We start from the raw sequence: 16,345 nt of genomic DNA on the forward strand, positions 1-16,345 counted from the left end.
CCGATGGGCGGAGGCTTCTCAGCGAAGAGGTTGGTCGACAAGCGTGTACCGCTTTTTTCCGTTCCGACTGGGTAGGCACGCCAAGGCCTCCGGTCGCTCCGTTTTTCTCTTCCTCTCCGTAGCGTTTTGGATTCACGAGTTTCATGAAACCATATAACCCAAACAAAACAGGCTGTACCTGTCACAATAGACGGTACAGCCTGTTTCATTACATTTACACAGTCAGCGTTTTTTGGTCGTTTCCGTGGTAAGCATTGGTATCCAGCTCTTTTGTCACTCGACTCGTCAAGAGTCCGGACGTCATGCTTCCGCTTACGTTGAGCGCTGTGCGGCCCATGTCAATCAACGGCTCAACGGAAATGAGCAGACCGACAATTGCAATCGGCAAATTCATCGTGGACAAAACGAGCAGTGCTGCAAAGGTCGCTCCGCCCCCAACACCTGCAACCCCGAAGGAGCTGAGTGCCACTACTGCGATCAGCGTCAAGATGAACGATGGTGTCAGTGGATCAATTCCTGCGACTGGTGCTACCATGATGGCCAGCATGGCCGGATACGTCCCTGCGCAGCCGTTTTGTCCGATAGAGAGTCCAAAGGAGCCTGCGAAGTTGGCAATACCCTCAGGAACACCCATGCTTTGCTGCGTTTTTACATTCAGCGGCAACGCGCCCGCGCTGGTACGCGAAGTGAAGGCAAACGTCAGGACAGGGAATGCTTTTTTCACATAGGTGATTGGATTCAATCCTGCAAACGTCAACAGCAACAGATGGATGATAAACATGATGATCATCGCCACATACGAAGCGACAACGAACTTGCCCAGCTGCCAGATGGCATTGTAATCGCTGGTAGCTGCTACTCTGATCATGATTGCCAGTACACCATATGGCGTCAGGCGCAAGATCAAAGTCACGACACGCATAATAATCGTATGGAATGCATCCACAATTTTCGCGAACAATTCAGCTTGCTCCGGATTTTTGCGTTTTACCCCTAAATAGGCAACCCCGATAATCGCAGAGAAAATCACGACCGCAATCGTAGAAGTCGCCCGATCTCCAGTCAGATCAAGGAAAGGATTCGCAGGAAGCAGTTCCAGAATTTTGGCTGGCATGCTCAAGTTCTGGATATCACCCAAGCGCTGCTCCACCTGTTCAATCCGAGCCGCTTCCGCATCCCCTTGCTGGAATTGTGCCCCGTCGAGATTAAATGCCAAGGTAGTCGAAATCCCGATCGCTGCCGCGACAGCAGTCGTTCCTACCAAAAGTCCGATAATCAGCGTACTGATTTTTCCAATGTTATTGGTTAATTTCATTTTGGTGAAAGCCGATAAAATAGAGATGAATACCAGTGGCATTACGATCATTTGAAGCAGCTTCACATAGCCTTTACCTACAATGTTGTACCATTCGATGGTGGATTTAAGTACGTCCGATTTGGCTCCGTATACGTATTGCAAAATGAGTCCAAATAAAATCCCGAGTCCGAGACCAACAAATACCCGCTTGGAAAAAGAAATATGCTTCTTTTGCATGGCATACAATCCAGCAATGAATAAGAGCAACAAAACAATGTTTACGATGATCAGTAACGTCGACATATATTCCCCTCCCTTTCGTTTTATGTACCTCTCATTACTGTATTCGGTATAAATATAGTTATATTACCAACAATCCCTACTGGTCAAGTATGAATTGTTTTTGTATTATTCCAAACTGTCTTACATAACGTCTTAAAAACCTTGTCCAACTGTAGTGGTGGGGAGGAAACAGGAGAAAACGCTCAGCTTCTTGTCCCACCCGCTGTGGGATTGACTGCCCGACTCCATGCAAAAAGCGAAACCGCGTCCAAAGTGGTCTCTTCCTCGAAGTTATTTCAGAGGTGGACGCTTAAGAACGTGTTTCGCTTTTCGCATTGCGTCTCGGTCGGTGTACCAAAGATCTTCGCTGTTTTCTCCTGTTTCCTCTACGAGCTATCCGTTCTAAACGAGTTTTTAACGCTTTAAAAGGTTGAAGAATGCACTCTCGTTACGCTAGAGAAGAATATTTCTAGACGTAGCGAATTGTGAAGTCCTACCGAGCGGAGAAGGGATTAGCGGGAAATAGAAACGCAACCGTGCCCACGCGACGTAGCGGCTACCACTTTTGCGTTTCCCCGCTAAGCCCTTCGCAGTGGGCAGTCTATTCCCACAGTGGGACGGAGCACTGAAACCTAGACTGGAAATATTCTTCTCCCCACCGCAGCCACATATAAAGTGACCAAAGAAAAAACCAGGAACCGCCCCTTTGGACGATTCCTGATTCGTTAGTAATACGAAATCGTTTCGCTTATTTCAGTTGCTTCACCACCACATTCCACAGCCAGGTGAGGATGACCGCACCAATGGCTCCGGCAATGACGTTGAAGCCGGCCCACATCCACAGCCAATCACCCAGTACCAAATCGCCCAGCCAGCTACCCAAAAGAGCAGCAATGAGCGAAGCCCACCAGCCTGATCCTGCCGCTTTTCCTGTACAGATCAAGCTCATTGCCCACCAAACGACCACACCGACGACAGCCCATACGAACCAGAACATTCGTACACACTCCCTCTCTCATGATGGTGACGCTTACATAAGGTCCAAAATAATGACTAGTTATCTATTACCATCATATTGAACAAAAGAGAAAGTGTGCATAGGCATTTAATTCGTATACAGTTCCGCGCGGCGGTTGGCTACGCTTGGCAATTTGCCCCGTACTCGTTCAATCCGACTTACATCTAGTTCTGTGATCAATAATGTTTCTTCTTCCCCTGCACTGGCGATCACGACACCCATCGGATCGACGAACATGCTCCGTCCAGCAAAAATATTTCCGACCTGATCAGCCGCACATACAAACATCGTGTTTTCAATGGCACGCGCACGAACCAGCGTCTCCCAGTGATCCTCTTTCATCGCTCCTGCTACCCAGCCTGCTGGCACAAACAAAATATCAGCACCTTGGAGCGCAAACTGTCTCGCGATTTCCGGGAAGCGCACCTCGTAGCAAACCATCAGCCCGATTTTGCCAAATTCCGTTTCCACCACTTGATACGGATTATCCCCAGGCGCGATGAAGTCCGATTCTGTGTAGGAAAAGGCATCGTACAAATGTGTCTTGCGGTACGCGTGCAGCAGCTGTCCTTCACGGCCTAGAAAAACAGTCGTATTGTAAGCGCGGTTTTCATCACCCTCAATCGATTCAAACACACCGCAAACCACATAAACTCCATGCTCCCGAGCAAGCTCTGCCAAGCCAGAGACAAATGGACCATCCAGCTTTTCCGCTACCTCTGCTGGCGTTACCCCTGATTTTGGCGTGGCAGGTGCACTGTACATTTCAGGCAAGATTACAAAATCTGCCCCTGCTACTTTTGCTTTTGAGATGTAATCGGCTGCTTTTTGCAAATTTTGCGTCTTATCCATCGTCGCTGTAAGTTGGGCAATTGCTACTTTCATGAGTATCCCCGTCCTTTCCATTCATCCAAAGCTCTCGTTTTCTTACTTGCTAGTATAACTGATTTTGACCGAGTTCCAAGTAATTATGCTTTACCAGCTGGACGTCTTGTATATAATGGACTTGTCATCTTGCATATTTATTTTCACCCTATCGAAAGTAGGTGAGTCCATGTCCATCCGTATCAAGCTGCTGCTCTCTTACACAGGGATGCTAGTAATCAGCTTGCTGACGTTTTTCGTAGCCGCCAGCCTATTTACAATTGCGGCGACAGGCGACATTAACAGCTTTCGCGACTTTTATAAAGTGCATTATCAGCTCAATCCGCTGACTGAACAAGAAGAGAATATTTTCCTTGAATTGAAATATCTCGCCAAGAATGAACCGGATCAGTTGCAAAACCAGGAGCTGCTTGCCGATTACGATTTCAAGCTAAAAACGGTACGAGCCGGCCTGTATGTCCGCAGGGAGAGTAATCAAGTCTTTGCCTCCCCAACCATCAATCAGCCCGAGCTGGAAAACAACTTGCCCCCCTATGATTTGAACAACAACCAGATTCGCAACACGTTCAACATCGGCGAAAGATTTTATGCGTATGCCAAGTTTGACTTCAAGTTTTCAGATGGCGCAAAAGGCAGTGTCTTTGTAATCCGCGAGCGCAGTCCATTTGGTGAGGTTATCCGCAAACTGCTGCCGATTCTCGTGTTCCTCCTCCTCGGCGTCATTGTCATTGCAAACGTCTTGTTGTACCGCTGGATCACCCGCAGCGTCGTCAAGCCGCTTGATTTACTGCGCAATTCGGCTGAGTACATCAAGGAAGGCAATCTGGACTTTGAGCTTCATCTGCACACGAAGGACGAGATTGGACAACTGAACGAAGCGTTCGAAAACATGCGCAAACGATTGCAGGAATCTGTGCAGCTGCGCCTTGCGGACGAAGAAAGCCGCAAAGAATTGATTTCCAACATCTCGCATGATTTGCGTACACCGATTACCAATATCAAAGGCTACATCGAGGGAATCCGCGATGGCGTAGCTGATACCCCGGAGAAAATGGACAAGTACGTAAACATCATTTACTCCAAAGCAGTAGACCTCGACATGCTCGTCGATGAGCTGTTTCTCTACTCCAAGCTCGATCTGAAACAAGTACCCTTTACGTTCGAACATGTAGATATCGTGCGGTTTTTGGATGATTGTATCGACGAGCTACACTACGATCTGGAAAAGAAGGGCATTACGATTCAGTGGAATAAGCGTACAGCCGAAGGCACCCTGGTCATCGCCGATCTGGAAAAAATTAAGCGCACTGTCTTAAACATTATTGGCAACTCGCAAAAATACATGGATAAACCTGAGAAAATCATCTACGTCTCGGTTCAAGCGGACGACCAATGGGCGACCATTGAAATAAAAGACAACGGCATCGGTATCCCGCAAGAAGCCATTCCTCACCTGTTCGAACGCTTTTATCGGGTGGAGCAATCCCGTAATTCTGCCACGGGCGGTAGCGGTCTCGGACTCTCCATCGCGCGCCAGATCGTCGAGGGTCACGGTGGCACCATCTGGGTGGAGAGCAAGCAAGGAGTAGGTACCAGCCTGTTCTTTACGTTAAAACGTACCCACAAACAATAGGAGGTGCACATTCCCATGTCTTCACGCATCCTTATCATTGAAGATGAGACGACCATCGCTCAGCTGGAGCGGGATTATTTTGAACTGAACGGCTTTCAGGTCGATTTATGCCACTCTGGCAGCGAGGGCTTGCCGCTTGCCATCAATGGCGACTACAGTTTGATCATCGTTGATTTGCAGCTTCCGGGCATGGACGGCTTCGAATTGTGCAGCCAGATCAGACAAGTCAAGGAAGTGCCGATCCTGATCGTCTCCGCCAAAAAAGAAGAGATCGATAAAATCCGCGCCTTTAATCTCGGTGCCGATGACTATATTACAAAGCCGTTTAGTCCAAGCGAATTAGTAGCCAGAGCCAAAGCCCATCTGACAAGATACGAGCGTTTGACAGCCCGACAACCTCAACCATCGAACGCAGAGATTCATATTCGCGGTCTTGTCATCGACAAAGTATCCCGAAGAGTCTATGTACGCAATCAGGAAGTCATTTTCACGACAAGAGAATTCAATCTGCTTGAATTTTTAGCGACACACCCGAATCGAGTTTTTAACAAAAATGAGCTGTTCGAACGAATCTGGGGTATGGATTCCAGCGGAGATATCGCGACCGTTACGGTGCACATTCGCAAGCTGCGTGAAAAGATCGAAGTCGATCCGTCCAACCCGCAGTATATCGAGACGGTCTGGGGTGCCGGTTACCGATTTACTGTCTAAGAGTGAACACCATGATCATTACAAAAACCTTCAGCGAAAACGAGAACGGATTTTCCGCTCTACGTCAAAGCTGGGGGTTTTTTTATCTTTTTTTAAGAACTTTTTTAGATTCTATTAATCTCTTGTTTCTTGGCAGTTTAGGTATCTCGTCTATCCTATAGGTAATCAAGTAACAACTGACTCTAAAGGAGGACCAACCGATGAGAAAGTTTTCCAATAAAATTGCAATCATGATGCTCGCCACTGTTTTGGGCACAGCATCCCTTCCTTACGCTGTACTGAACGTGCAAGCAGCTTCCACTCCCCTGAGTGCACAAGAAATTCAAAAAGCGGTTAGTGAGCTCGCCAAGCTGCAAGTGATGCAAAGCAACTCCAACGCTCACAATCAAGTTACGCGCGCTGAACTGGCAAAAATGGTCTCGCACACATTTGGTTTGCAAGGCGGCAAAACAGATAAATCCGTAACCTTCACGGATGTGAAAACAAATGATTGGTTCTACAAATACGCGGTTGACCTAGTATCTCTTGATATTATGCAAGCTAAAGATGGCAAGTTCGATCCGCGTGGAACTGTGACGGATGCTGAGCTCACTCAAGTCGTTGCAAAAGCGCTCAAGCGCGATGCGAAGTCCGTTAACTACTGGGCAGAACGCTTCTTCTCAGCAGACAGCACCGCTACTCGCGGCGAAGCCGCTTATCTGTTGAATACGGCTCGTCAGGCGATGCCTTCTGACAAAGCGAGCATCACGAATGTACAAGCCTTGAACGAAATTACATTGATTGTGACCTTCGACGCTCCGTTGACCGCAGAAAACGAAGCATTTGCAAAAGCAAAAGAAGACTTTGTCTTCAGCGAAGGTCTGACACTGACTAACATGCCGCGTCTGAAAACGGGTTCTACCAATACTTACATTGTGCCGACCTCGGTTCAAAAACCAGGAACCACCTACGAGCTGACTTACAAAGGGAAAAAGGCGGGCACCTTCCAAGGCAACGCAACCAAGATCGACATGACGGAAGTACGACAAGTAACAAACGACACGTTTGAAGTCGAGTCCTTGCGTGCAAATGGTGTCCTTGATTACGGATACATCATCTCTGCCTACAGCGGCGGACGTGGAGCAAATGCATTGGTGCTGGATCAAAACAACAGTGCAGACGGCAAAACGTATCAAATCATTCCTTCCATGCAGGCAAGACAAGTGACCATTACACCGGAAGGCGGACAACCAATCGTAGCGAAATACGTGCCTTTCACACAATCAACAGACGGCAAGCAAGAAATTAAATTCCGTCTCCCAGAAGGCCAAGTCCTGACTCCGGGCGTTACGTATACCATTACGTCCGACTGGGCGAATATCGCGAATCCTACCTTCGTCGCAAAAGAAATCGCTCCGCTCGAAATCAGCGAAGCTAAAGCAGCTAGTGAAACTTCTATCACCATTACCCTGACAGAGGACCCAGGAGACGAGCTATTCTCCGGACGCAGCGTAGAACTCACTAGTGCAGACGGAGAAAAACTGCTGGCGACGTACAAATATTCCAGCCGCAAAGGTACCACAGGCGTGTTTGACATCCAGCAGGATGGTAAACTGAAAGCAGATACCACATACACGGTAACACCTGTCGGCGATTGGGCTGGCAAATCTTCTGCTGAGCTGACAGTGGAGTAGTCTTTGTGTGAGTGTTCAAAAAGTCGGCTTTTCAGCACCGAGAAAGTAACGAGAACCTGAAGAAGGAGGAGCGGAGTGTAGGAAACCTACATGAGCACCGGACTTCGAAGGTGAACGTTACTTTCGATGCCGAGTTTGCTCTCAAAACTACTTCGTGATCAAAAGATGACTTTATGAACTACCTCTTTTGTGTGATGCAGGTATCCAAATCAAAAGAAAGGTGTGGGCTCGCTATACTGCGTATTGGTCTTATGACGATCGCCATCGCTCTGACTGGGTGTGAGATGAATTGGAAAACCCTTTTAGCGAGTGGCGAGCAGCAAGCAACCCAGGCGGTGAAAGTTGAAATGGATAAGCTGAATCAAGCCTTATTGACAGCAACCAGTCAAGGAGACAAAGCAGCGATTGAGAGGCTGCTTGCAGAGGGGGCGGATATTGACGCTACCGATAGTAGGGGCCGTACCTCTGCGATGATCGCGGTCCACACTGCTCAACTCGACATCTTCAACTTGTTGGTTACACACGGCGCCAACATCAACATCCGAGACAACAACTTAGACAATCCCCTGCTCTTCGCAAGCGCAGCAGGCCAGCTCGCATTCGTAAAAGCCTCGATAGCAGCAGGTGCCGACACGACCATTACGAACCGTTTTGGCGGAACTGCTTTGATTCCAGCAGCTGATCGTGGACATGTCGAGATCGTCAAGGAACTGCTCACCACCTCTGATATCAACATTGATCACGTCAACAGATTGGGCTGGACCGCTCTCTTAGAAGCAGTGATTTTGGGCGACGGTGGTAAGAAGCATCAGGAAATCGTGAAGCTCCTGATCGAGCACAAAGCAACTGTCAATCTCGCTGATCACGATGGCGTAACGCCTCTCGGGCATGCGAAGAAGCATGGCTACAAAGAAATGATTGAAATGCTCACGCAGGCGGGCGGTAAATAAAGAATTTCTCCCATATGAAGAAGGATAGGATCGTCAGAAATCATCTGACCCCTATCCTTTTTCTTATTTTCTAGACCAAAAGACCCTGATAAACTCAAAACTTTTTCTATATTCAGGCGTCAATTACTAGTGGACTATTCCATTATGCCTATACCATTTTGATTGGAGCCTGTTTTACATGACCGTCAGCTCGTTTACAACTATTTTGGAAACGGACAAACGCATCCGAAAAGCTTCTCCTAACCTTGAAGCCAAGGTGGAGATGTACAAGCTCTTTCTTGCTTCTACAGACGCTATTGAAATCCATATGAGTAACCTGACGCATCCTTTGACTACCCTCAGAATCTATGACATCCATCGAACCAAACTCGCAGAAGCTGAATATAGTACGAACGCCCCCATCATCCTTCCTTTTTTTCCGGAGGAGGATGGTCTTTACTACGTGCAACTGACGATTGGGCCTGATCCAGACCCGCAGCACATCTATCAACTGCACGTGGACAAGTACAAACGCCTATCGGGGATCATCCATCAATCGGAGGAACTTACCGCAGAAAATGGTCCGTACATGATCGGACCAGAGGATGCCATCATAACTGCTGGGACTTCAATCAGCTTTGAAGCAGGTACCTCCATCAACGTACGCTGCCAAAACAAGATCTTTGTCCAAAACGGTGCCTCTATTTCTTTTCGCGGGGAATCAGACAAACCCGTCGTCGTCATCGGCGCTATTGACGATACAACCGCACATCGTTGGAATCAGCTCGTGTTATCTCCCTTGGCTGAGGCAACCTTCCAGCACATGATTGTGCAATACGACAACGACGAAGACGGAATGGACTTCTTGACCTCAGCAGCCCCTTTCGTGGCGATCGCCTCATCCGTTGAAGAATTCGAGTCAACCGTTGCCAAAACGAGCTATGTGGAGCGGGCCGCAGTCGTGTCTCCCTCTTCTCGCTTGGACTTCATCAAAACTTGGTTCCAGCAGTCTAGCCCTTATCGGTTCCATATTTTTGGCGATCTCTTGCCTGAGCTTTATTTCGGCATTGATGTCACCACCTTTGCGCGATGGGAAACGGACACGAAGCGGATTAATGAAGAACGCGTAGAAGCTGGTGAAATCAATTACTGGGATTTTGTTAACGGCAACTTCACTGCCGATTTGATAGAAGCTACGTATCTGTTTGCCAATAATGAGAGCAGCCCCGAGCTGCGAATCCAACGATTGATTGATTTTCTAATCATCGCGCAAAAATGGAGGAGAAAACACGGATGCTTCAGCCTGTTCGACATGATCGATCCATTCCATAATCACGACGAGGAATTTTACAAAACGTTTGAACAGATGTCGTCCTCCTTCTGGCTCGCGCACAATACGTCCATTATTCACTGGGATACGCTTTCACGAGAACTCGGCATTTGGCAAAAAGAAAGTTTCTTCGAACGGCAATTCATCAACTCCGTCATGATTCGTCTGCACTTCGCAGCCGATCTGCCGTTCTCCCTTCCGGGGTATGGAAACAACATTCCACCTGTCGGCTTTCTCGGTATTTCCATTCACTTTGGCCCGTTCCGCTATCCAGAGGATTATCCGGCACCCGAGCCTGAATTCGACGTCAATTACGGGGAACTCTCTACAGCTACCTATGTGAAATTTATGTTCGAATCGTTTCTCAATGGCAAAACGAATCCCGTCTACACGTGGTGGATACCTACGCAAGCGGATAAGGAGCTGTTTCGAACCTTGCAAGAAAAGGGCATCTCGCTGGATTCCCCTCCGGAAGATTGGGACCGCGAATTCGTGCAGCCTGCTAGAAAAACGCTGGAGGAGATTCGGGCATACTATCTGAACCCAACCCTTCGAAAAGATAAAAGAACGAAGACCTCCCACTTTTGAGGTCGGGAGAAGCCATGCCACATGACTTTCGAACAGCACAGGATTATTTCGGGGGATTGGATCTTTTTGGCAGTTATGTCTGGAAGTCTTTTGTGGGAGATGATCTTTGTTTCAGCATCTTGTGTAATCTGCATGAAGTATTTCACTTTTAAGCTTGGAACAGCGTTCTAGAAAAAAAGCTGCGAGGAAAGAAGCGCATTTCCAGTCCAAGCGCCTCTGGAGCCCTACCTAGCTTCGGAATGAATGGCGGGGGTTTTCAGCTTCACTTATGAGATACTTCCTCGAAACTGTCTACGTTTGAAGCGCTCCCGCCATTCATTCCGAATCGGACAGTCAATCCCCCTTGCGGGGCGGAGGCCGAAGCGTAGACTGGAAATGCGCTTCTTTCCCCCACTACAGCTACGAAAAAAAGCCTCCCCAATCTGAGAAGGCTTCCTCATTAATTCACAATATTTTTCCCATAGTAAATCTCGTCCATCTCTATTTGCAATTGCTTCGTAATATCCTCCTGCTCCTCCGGTGTCAGCTTATCCTTCGTGTATCCGAACAAATAATTGTTCAGATCAAATTGCCTGCGCTTGCATTTGGTGTGGAAAATATTATCTTGATACACATTCACATCAATCATGTGGAACAATACCTTAATTTCCTCGGGAATATAATTTTGGATCGAACTGATGTCGTGATCGATAAACAGCTTGTATCCATGTATATCCCGGGTAAAACCGCGCACCTTGTAATCAATTGTCATCAAGTCTGTATCAAACGAACGAATTAAATAATTGAGTGCTTTGAGCGGAGAAATCTCGCCACAGGTCGATACGTCGATATCGGCCCGGAATGTGCTGATGCCCTCCGTTGGATGGTACTCGGGGTACGTATGCACCGTAATATGGCTCTTGTCCAATTGCAGCACCACATTTTCTGGCAAAGGTCCGGGGGATTCCTCATATGATTCAGTAGGGACTTCTACAACTGGCCCCTCGGATACAAGAACAGTGACACTCGCACCTTGTGGTACATAATCTTGTTGGGCGACATTCAGTACATGTGCGCCGATAATATCCGACACGTTTTTCAGGATATTCGTCAATCGCTCTGCATTGTATTGTTCATCTATGTATTCGATATACGCTTCCCGTTCCGCTTTTGTTTTTGTGTAGCAAATGTCATACATGTTGAAGCTGAGTGACTTAGTCAAATTGTTGAAGCCATGCAGCGTAACGTTTTGTTCTGTTTTTTGTTCCAAGCGCATTTCCCCCTGTGGTAGCATCCAAAACTCGTTCGCTCTTACTTTTTCCTCCACCTCGTTCATAAATACCCATTACTTTTGTCCTACACAAAAATGATTCAATAGCATTAGTAAAACTTTACAGGATATGGTTCTAATCCCCTTGGTTTAGTGATAAAATATCGAAGTGTGTCAAAATTTAGAAGAAAGGGGGAAATTATCATGCATTGGTATACAAGTGTATTGAAGAAATATGTTGCCTTTGAAGGAAGAGCTAGACGTCAAGAATATTGGATGTTTACTTTGTTCAACATCATCGTATCTATGGTAATTGCTCTCGTAGACTACTTAATTGGTACAGGATCTATTTTGGGCATGATCTATTCATTAGCTGTTTTACTGCCTAGTTTGAGTGTAACTGCACGCCGATTGCACGATACTGGAAAAAGCGGTTGGTGGATCCTTCTCTCGTTTATTCCTTTAATCGGCGCAATTGTTTTGCTCATATTCTTGTGCAAAGACGGCGAAGGAGACAACAAATACGGTGCGAATCCAAAAACTTCGCAATCCTTCTAATGTCTCCATCACCTCTCCTGATAAAGGAGAGGTTTTTTATTTTTGGTCCAAAGAAAAAACGGCAGTTTGGGACTCCCCAAATGCCGTTTTTTCTATTACGGTTTTACGCCTCGTCCCAAAAACGTCGCAGGTTGTCCATCCCAATCTTGGACCCTTCTCGACAATCCTCCATGCCTTCGAACTCGACCGTGATATAGCCATCATAGCCGGATTGCTTCACCAGCTTGACGACCTCACGGATGTTGATGTCGCCTTGGCCGACTATTGCTCCACGCAGGAAGTTGCCATTGACGGTCTTGAACCATTTGCCTGCGCCTGGATCATGGTAGGACGGCCGGAAATAGAAATCTTTGAAATGCACGAGCGAAGCGTAAGGCAGATTTTTTTGCACACCGACCAGCGATAACTCATCTACGCACATGAAGTTTCCGATATCCAGCGTCGTTTTGAAATTCGGACGATTGACCTCATGCAAGACACGCTGCACGCGATCACTTGCCTGCACCAGCCAGCCGTGATTCTCGATTGTCGTCGTTATTCCGAATTGCGCGGCATAATCAGCGATTCGGCGGCTTCCCTCGACCATCTCAGCCAAATGCTTTTCGAAGTACTCGATCGTCGTCTCCTCTACGGGAACAGTAAAGGCGGACACATCGTGGCGCATATGCTTGATACCCATGCGGTGCAGCAGATCGACATGTGTTTTTACACGTGCGACTTCTGCTTCGAAGGCTTCTTCGTCTGGTTGAATAAAGTTGGTCGGCATCGAGTAGTTGGACAGCTCAATCCCAACCGCTTTTGCCTTATCCCGAACAGCGTCTGCCAATTCGTCATTATCGACCAGCGTAAAACCGTATGGCACGATTTCCATGTGTTCGCCGCCGTTATCGGCGATCCATTGCACGACATCCAGTACATCCATTTCCCCAGCTCGGATTGCTGTCAGTAGACTGTAAGTGCTCAATCCAATTTTCATCAGTTCCACCTCATTCGGTTTATTGTATAGAAAGGCTACTGCTCATCATGATGAGAAATGCACCTTGTTGATAGTCACGACTTGCTTGAGACGCTGGGATTCATAGGCTGCCTTCACCACTTCGAGTGTGCGCAGTCCATCCTCTCCTGTAATTGACGGAGGTCGGCCTTCCCTGACATTTTGCACAAAATCGGCAATAAGCCGCTCATCCATATCCACAGCCCAAGGTACATTTTGCAGCTTCGAATCGCGGTCATTGTAATAGAGCACGTGTTGCTTGAACACATCGACGTCCAACGTGCCTTTGGTGCCGACAATCCGCATCGTCACATCTCCCCACGTCGGGAACGTTTTCGGTCGCGACCAGCTCGGATCAATTCCGATGATCACGCCAGACTCCATTTCCACGGAAACCAAGCCACAATCCTCTACCTCAATCTCATAAAAGCGTGTGTCCAGCTCAGCGTAGACGCTTTTTACTTCGTCTTGGAGCATCCAGCGTACGAGGTCCATCAGATGGACGATGTGATCCGTCGCTGCCCCGCCACCAGACAGCTCTTTTTCAATGAACCAGCCACCTGGCATTTGTCCGTGGTTCGTGCCATCGATGGCGAGAATGTCTCCGAGAGCACCTGACTGAACGATTTGTTTGACGTTTTCCATCACGGGTGCAAATCGAACAGGATAGGCTACCTGGAGCATGACACCTTCCTGTTTGCAGACCTGAATCATTTCGCGTGCATCCGCAATCTCAGTAGCAATTGGTTTCTCGCACAGAATATGCTTTTTCGCTCGTGCTGCCGCAATCACGTGCTCCTTGTGCTTGGCATTTTCCGAGCAAATAATGACCGCGTTGATACCGGATAGTAAAAAGGCTTGCAGATCTTCGTAAAAATCGAGCTGGTAGGCAGTCGCCATTTCCACTCCACGGCGCGAGTCATCATCCCAGACTGCAATCAGCTGCACATCCGGGTGCTTTTGCAAATAAGAAGCGTAGCTATGCGCATGCATATGGGCGAAGCTGATGATTCCTACCTTCATCCCTCGTCACCTCCGTGCATGAGCTTCACAGGTTGTCCCGTCTTTACCGATTCTCTCGCCGCCAAAGCGACATCGAGAGCAGCGAGCAGATCACGAGAATGCAGACGTGGCACTTCCTGTTTCTGTACACAGCGAATGAAATGCTCCCGCTGTAGCTGCATCAGGTCCATCCCAGGGAATGTTGTCGAAAGAAACTGCTCTCCTCGACTCCAGCGAATGGGGGTGCTTTCCCGGCTATCATGCGCAATCATTCCTTGATCACCGGTAAGCTCAAAGGAAGCATGTTCGGCCCCTTCCGCCCAAGATAGCTCTACATGCGCAATTGCCCCACTTGCCATTCGGAGCATGACAAGCGCATAATGGACGATCTGTCCTGACTCATTCGTGCGCTTAACCTCTCGTGCCATCACACGCTCAACCTCGCCGAACGTCCAGCGCAGCCAATCGAATTCACGTATTCCAAGCGATTGAAATATGCATTTCCCTACATTTTCAGCCGATGCAGGAGCACCTCTTCGCACGCGAATGACGCCTGCTTTGCCTATGGCCCTATTCTTTATTTGCTCGTGGGCTTGCTCGTATTCTGGGGCAAAACGCAGTGTATTTGCGAATTGCAGCACGATCTCATGCTGATCGCACAAACTGATTCGTTCACGCCCTAGAGCAGAGCCGTCTGCGCATAAAATATGCTTTCCCTCCTGGGCAGCAAGCGTCACCCATGAGTCAGCGCTGTCCGTAATCGAGCGAATATCCACGATATCCACTTCTGTTCCCTGCAAGATTTCACGCAAAGAAGACAAGCTATCTGCCACACCTACAAGCTCTGCTTCTTTGATCCGAAGCCAAGCCTGTGACTCTTTGACGCTTGTTCCTGCTTCCCTTGCCACCACAACCTTTACCATGATCCCGCGCCCCCTCTCCTCGAGCTTTGTGGACTGCTTGACACAACCCTTATAGCGAAAACTGAAACGTATCCTGCAATAAAACAGCGGCAGCTCCAGCGACCTCTACATTTTCACCCAACGAATTCGGTCGAATCTCCAATTCCTCCGTCAGGATTCCATGCGCGTATTCCCCCACGTAGTCTTTTACTTTTGCGATCAACAGCTCATTTTCGAAGGCAATCTCGCCGCCCAGAATCATGACTTCCGGATTGAACAAATGAATCAGATTGACCAGCCCCGAAGCCAAATAAGAAGCGGTTTCCTCTAAAATGCTGACCGCAAGCGGGTCCTGCTCTGCCAAAGCCTGACGAAACACCGCAGGAGTAATCCGGCCAACATCCTCCTCCACCAAATCCGAGATGCGGCTCGTCTTTCCTTTCGCAAGCGAGGAGACCAGCTTGGAGTAAATCGTTGGCCAGCTCACGTAATTTTCCAGACAGCCAACATTTCCGCAGTCGCACCGCACACCTGCCCGATCAATCGTGGTATGACCGAACTCACCGGCCCCGCCTTTAAAGCCCCTGTAGATGGAACCGTTCATCAAAATACTCGCTCCCAATCCATCCCCAATCGTGACGTACAGCATGTTTTGATAATGACTGAAATCCCCGATAGTCTTCTCTGCGAGCAAATACGCGTTCGTGTCGTTATCCAGCCATGTTTTCAACTGGAAACGCTGCTCGATCATTTCTTTCACAGGGGCGTTCTGCAAGCGGAGCTTCGGATTATAGCGAATCACCCCATGGACCGAGTCCACGATGCCTTGAGTGACAATCGAGATTCCCATACATGTCTCCAGACTCACGGCTCCACGCAAAAATTGCTCAATGATGTCCATCAAATAAGCGAGGACACTCTCCCCTTGGTACTGCTTGATTGAGTGAACTTCCTTTCGTTTGACCGCAGCTTCCAGATTCATCTCGGCAATCGTAATCTTCGAGCCAGAGATCGAAATGCCGATCAGAAAGCGACTATTAGGAGAAAACTGGACCAATATCGGTTTGCGTCCGCCATTTGACTCTCCTGTTCCCACCTCGCATACGAACGAGTCACGAATCAACTCACTGACAGCCGAGGTCACGGTAGTAGGACTCAGTTTGTTCCGCTTCGCTATTTCACTCCGGGAAATGGGCCCGTAATGACGGATCGTATCGAATATGATGGAGCGATTCAGTTCCTGGATCAGCTTTAAATCACCCGTCCTACGCATGTAACCATCCCTTTTATTCAA

The 16,345-nt window shown here is 48.2% G+C and carries 14 protein-coding genes; 6 read left to right on the forward strand and 8 right to left on the reverse strand.

The genetic code is table 11. The annotated features are described in order from the left end of the window. Nucleotides 1–214: 214 nt before the first annotated feature. The 3 genes from HPY28_RS12525 to HPY28_RS12535 all read right to left on the reverse strand — a co-directional run bounded on the left by HPY28_RS12525 (nt 215) and on the right by HPY28_RS12535 (nt 3,482). Entirely contained in the window at nt 215–1,600 is a 1,386-nt protein-coding gene (locus HPY28_RS12525) for an L-cystine transporter (RefSeq protein WP_017249940.1), read from the reverse strand. A gap of 727 nt (nt 1,601–2,327) precedes the next feature. Continuing rightward, entirely contained in the window at nt 2,328–2,576 is a 249-nt protein-coding gene (locus HPY28_RS12530) for a hypothetical protein (RefSeq protein ID WP_173622694.1), read from the reverse strand. Between the two features lie 108 nt (nt 2,577–2,684). After that, complete coding sequence (locus HPY28_RS12535; protein WP_174230652.1) at nt 2,685–3,482, reverse strand: carbon-nitrogen hydrolase family protein; 798 nt, start codon at nt 3,480–3,482, stop codon at nt 2,685–2,687. A gap of 169 nt (nt 3,483–3,651) precedes the next feature. On the opposite strand from HPY28_RS12535, the gene HPY28_RS12540 reads away from it, so the two are divergent. The 5 genes from HPY28_RS12540 to HPY28_RS12560 all read left to right on the forward strand — a co-directional run bounded on the left by HPY28_RS12540 (nt 3,652) and on the right by HPY28_RS12560 (nt 10,346). Further along, nucleotides 3,652–5,115, forward strand: a complete 1,464-nt coding sequence (locus HPY28_RS12540) for a sensor histidine kinase (protein ID WP_174230653.1) — start codon at nt 3,652–3,654, stop codon at nt 5,113–5,115. A gap of 15 nt (nt 5,116–5,130) precedes the next feature. Further along, on the forward strand, nt 5,131–5,826 hold the full coding sequence (locus HPY28_RS12545) for a response regulator transcription factor (RefSeq protein WP_017249936.1): 696 nt from the start codon (nt 5,131–5,133) through the stop codon (nt 5,824–5,826). A 200-nt stretch (nt 5,827–6,026) separates the two neighbouring features. After that, nucleotides 6,027–7,499, forward strand: a complete 1,473-nt coding sequence (locus tag HPY28_RS12550; protein ID WP_017249935.1) for an S-layer homology domain-containing protein — start codon at nt 6,027–6,029, stop codon at nt 7,497–7,499. 284 nt (nt 7,500–7,783) lie between these two features. Next, on the forward strand, nt 7,784–8,449 hold the full coding sequence (locus HPY28_RS12555; protein WP_174230763.1) for an ankyrin repeat domain-containing protein: 666 nt from the start codon (nt 7,784–7,786) through the stop codon (nt 8,447–8,449). A 178-nt stretch (nt 8,450–8,627) separates the two neighbouring features. Continuing rightward, entirely contained in the window at nt 8,628–10,346 is a 1,719-nt protein-coding gene (locus HPY28_RS12560; RefSeq protein ID WP_173622690.1) for a hypothetical protein, read from the forward strand. A 439-nt stretch (nt 10,347–10,785) separates the two neighbouring features. Here the strand turns inward: HPY28_RS12560 and speD are convergent, their stop codons facing one another. Continuing rightward, nucleotides 10,786–11,595, reverse strand: coding sequence for an adenosylmethionine decarboxylase (gene speD / locus HPY28_RS12565; RefSeq protein WP_026043198.1), 810 nt, complete (start codon nt 11,593–11,595; stop codon nt 10,786–10,788). A 204-nt stretch (nt 11,596–11,799) separates the two neighbouring features. On the opposite strand from speD, the gene HPY28_RS12570 reads away from it, so the two are divergent. Next, nucleotides 11,800–12,153, forward strand: a complete 354-nt coding sequence (locus HPY28_RS12570) for a DUF805 domain-containing protein (protein WP_017249931.1) — start codon at nt 11,800–11,802, stop codon at nt 12,151–12,153. Between the two features lie 103 nt (nt 12,154–12,256). Here HPY28_RS12570 and HPY28_RS12575 read toward each other — a convergent pair whose 3' ends face one another. Genes HPY28_RS12575 through HPY28_RS12590 form a run of 4 tightly spaced genes read right to left on the reverse strand, consistent with a single transcriptional unit; the run spans nt 12,257 to nt 16,324 of the window. Next, nucleotides 12,257–13,129 (reverse strand): sugar phosphate isomerase/epimerase family protein, encoded by an 873-nt coding sequence (locus tag HPY28_RS12575; protein ID WP_017249930.1) that lies wholly within the window; start codon nt 13,127–13,129, stop codon nt 12,257–12,259. Nucleotides 13,130–13,174: 45 nt separating this feature from the next. Next, on the reverse strand, nt 13,175–14,170 hold the full coding sequence (locus HPY28_RS12580; protein WP_174230654.1) for a Gfo/Idh/MocA family protein: 996 nt from the start codon (nt 14,168–14,170) through the stop codon (nt 13,175–13,177). Next, nucleotides 14,167–15,072 carry a Gfo/Idh/MocA family protein gene (locus HPY28_RS12585; protein ID WP_174230655.1) on the reverse strand — a complete coding sequence of 302 codons (906 nt, stop codon included), beginning with the start codon at nt 15,070–15,072 and terminating at the stop codon, nt 14,167–14,169. Before HPY28_RS12585 ends, HPY28_RS12580 begins: the two co-directional genes overlap by 4 nt. A gap of 49 nt (nt 15,073–15,121) precedes the next feature. After that, entirely contained in the window at nt 15,122–16,324 is a 1,203-nt protein-coding gene (locus HPY28_RS12590; protein ID WP_017249927.1) for an ROK family transcriptional regulator, read from the reverse strand. Nucleotides 16,325–16,345 lie beyond the last annotated feature (21 nt).

The organism is Brevibacillus sp. HB1.2 (genome assembly GCF_013332495.1).
In the GTDB taxonomy this organism is placed as follows: Bacteria; Bacillota; Bacilli; order Brevibacillales; family Brevibacillaceae; genus Brevibacillus; species Brevibacillus porteri.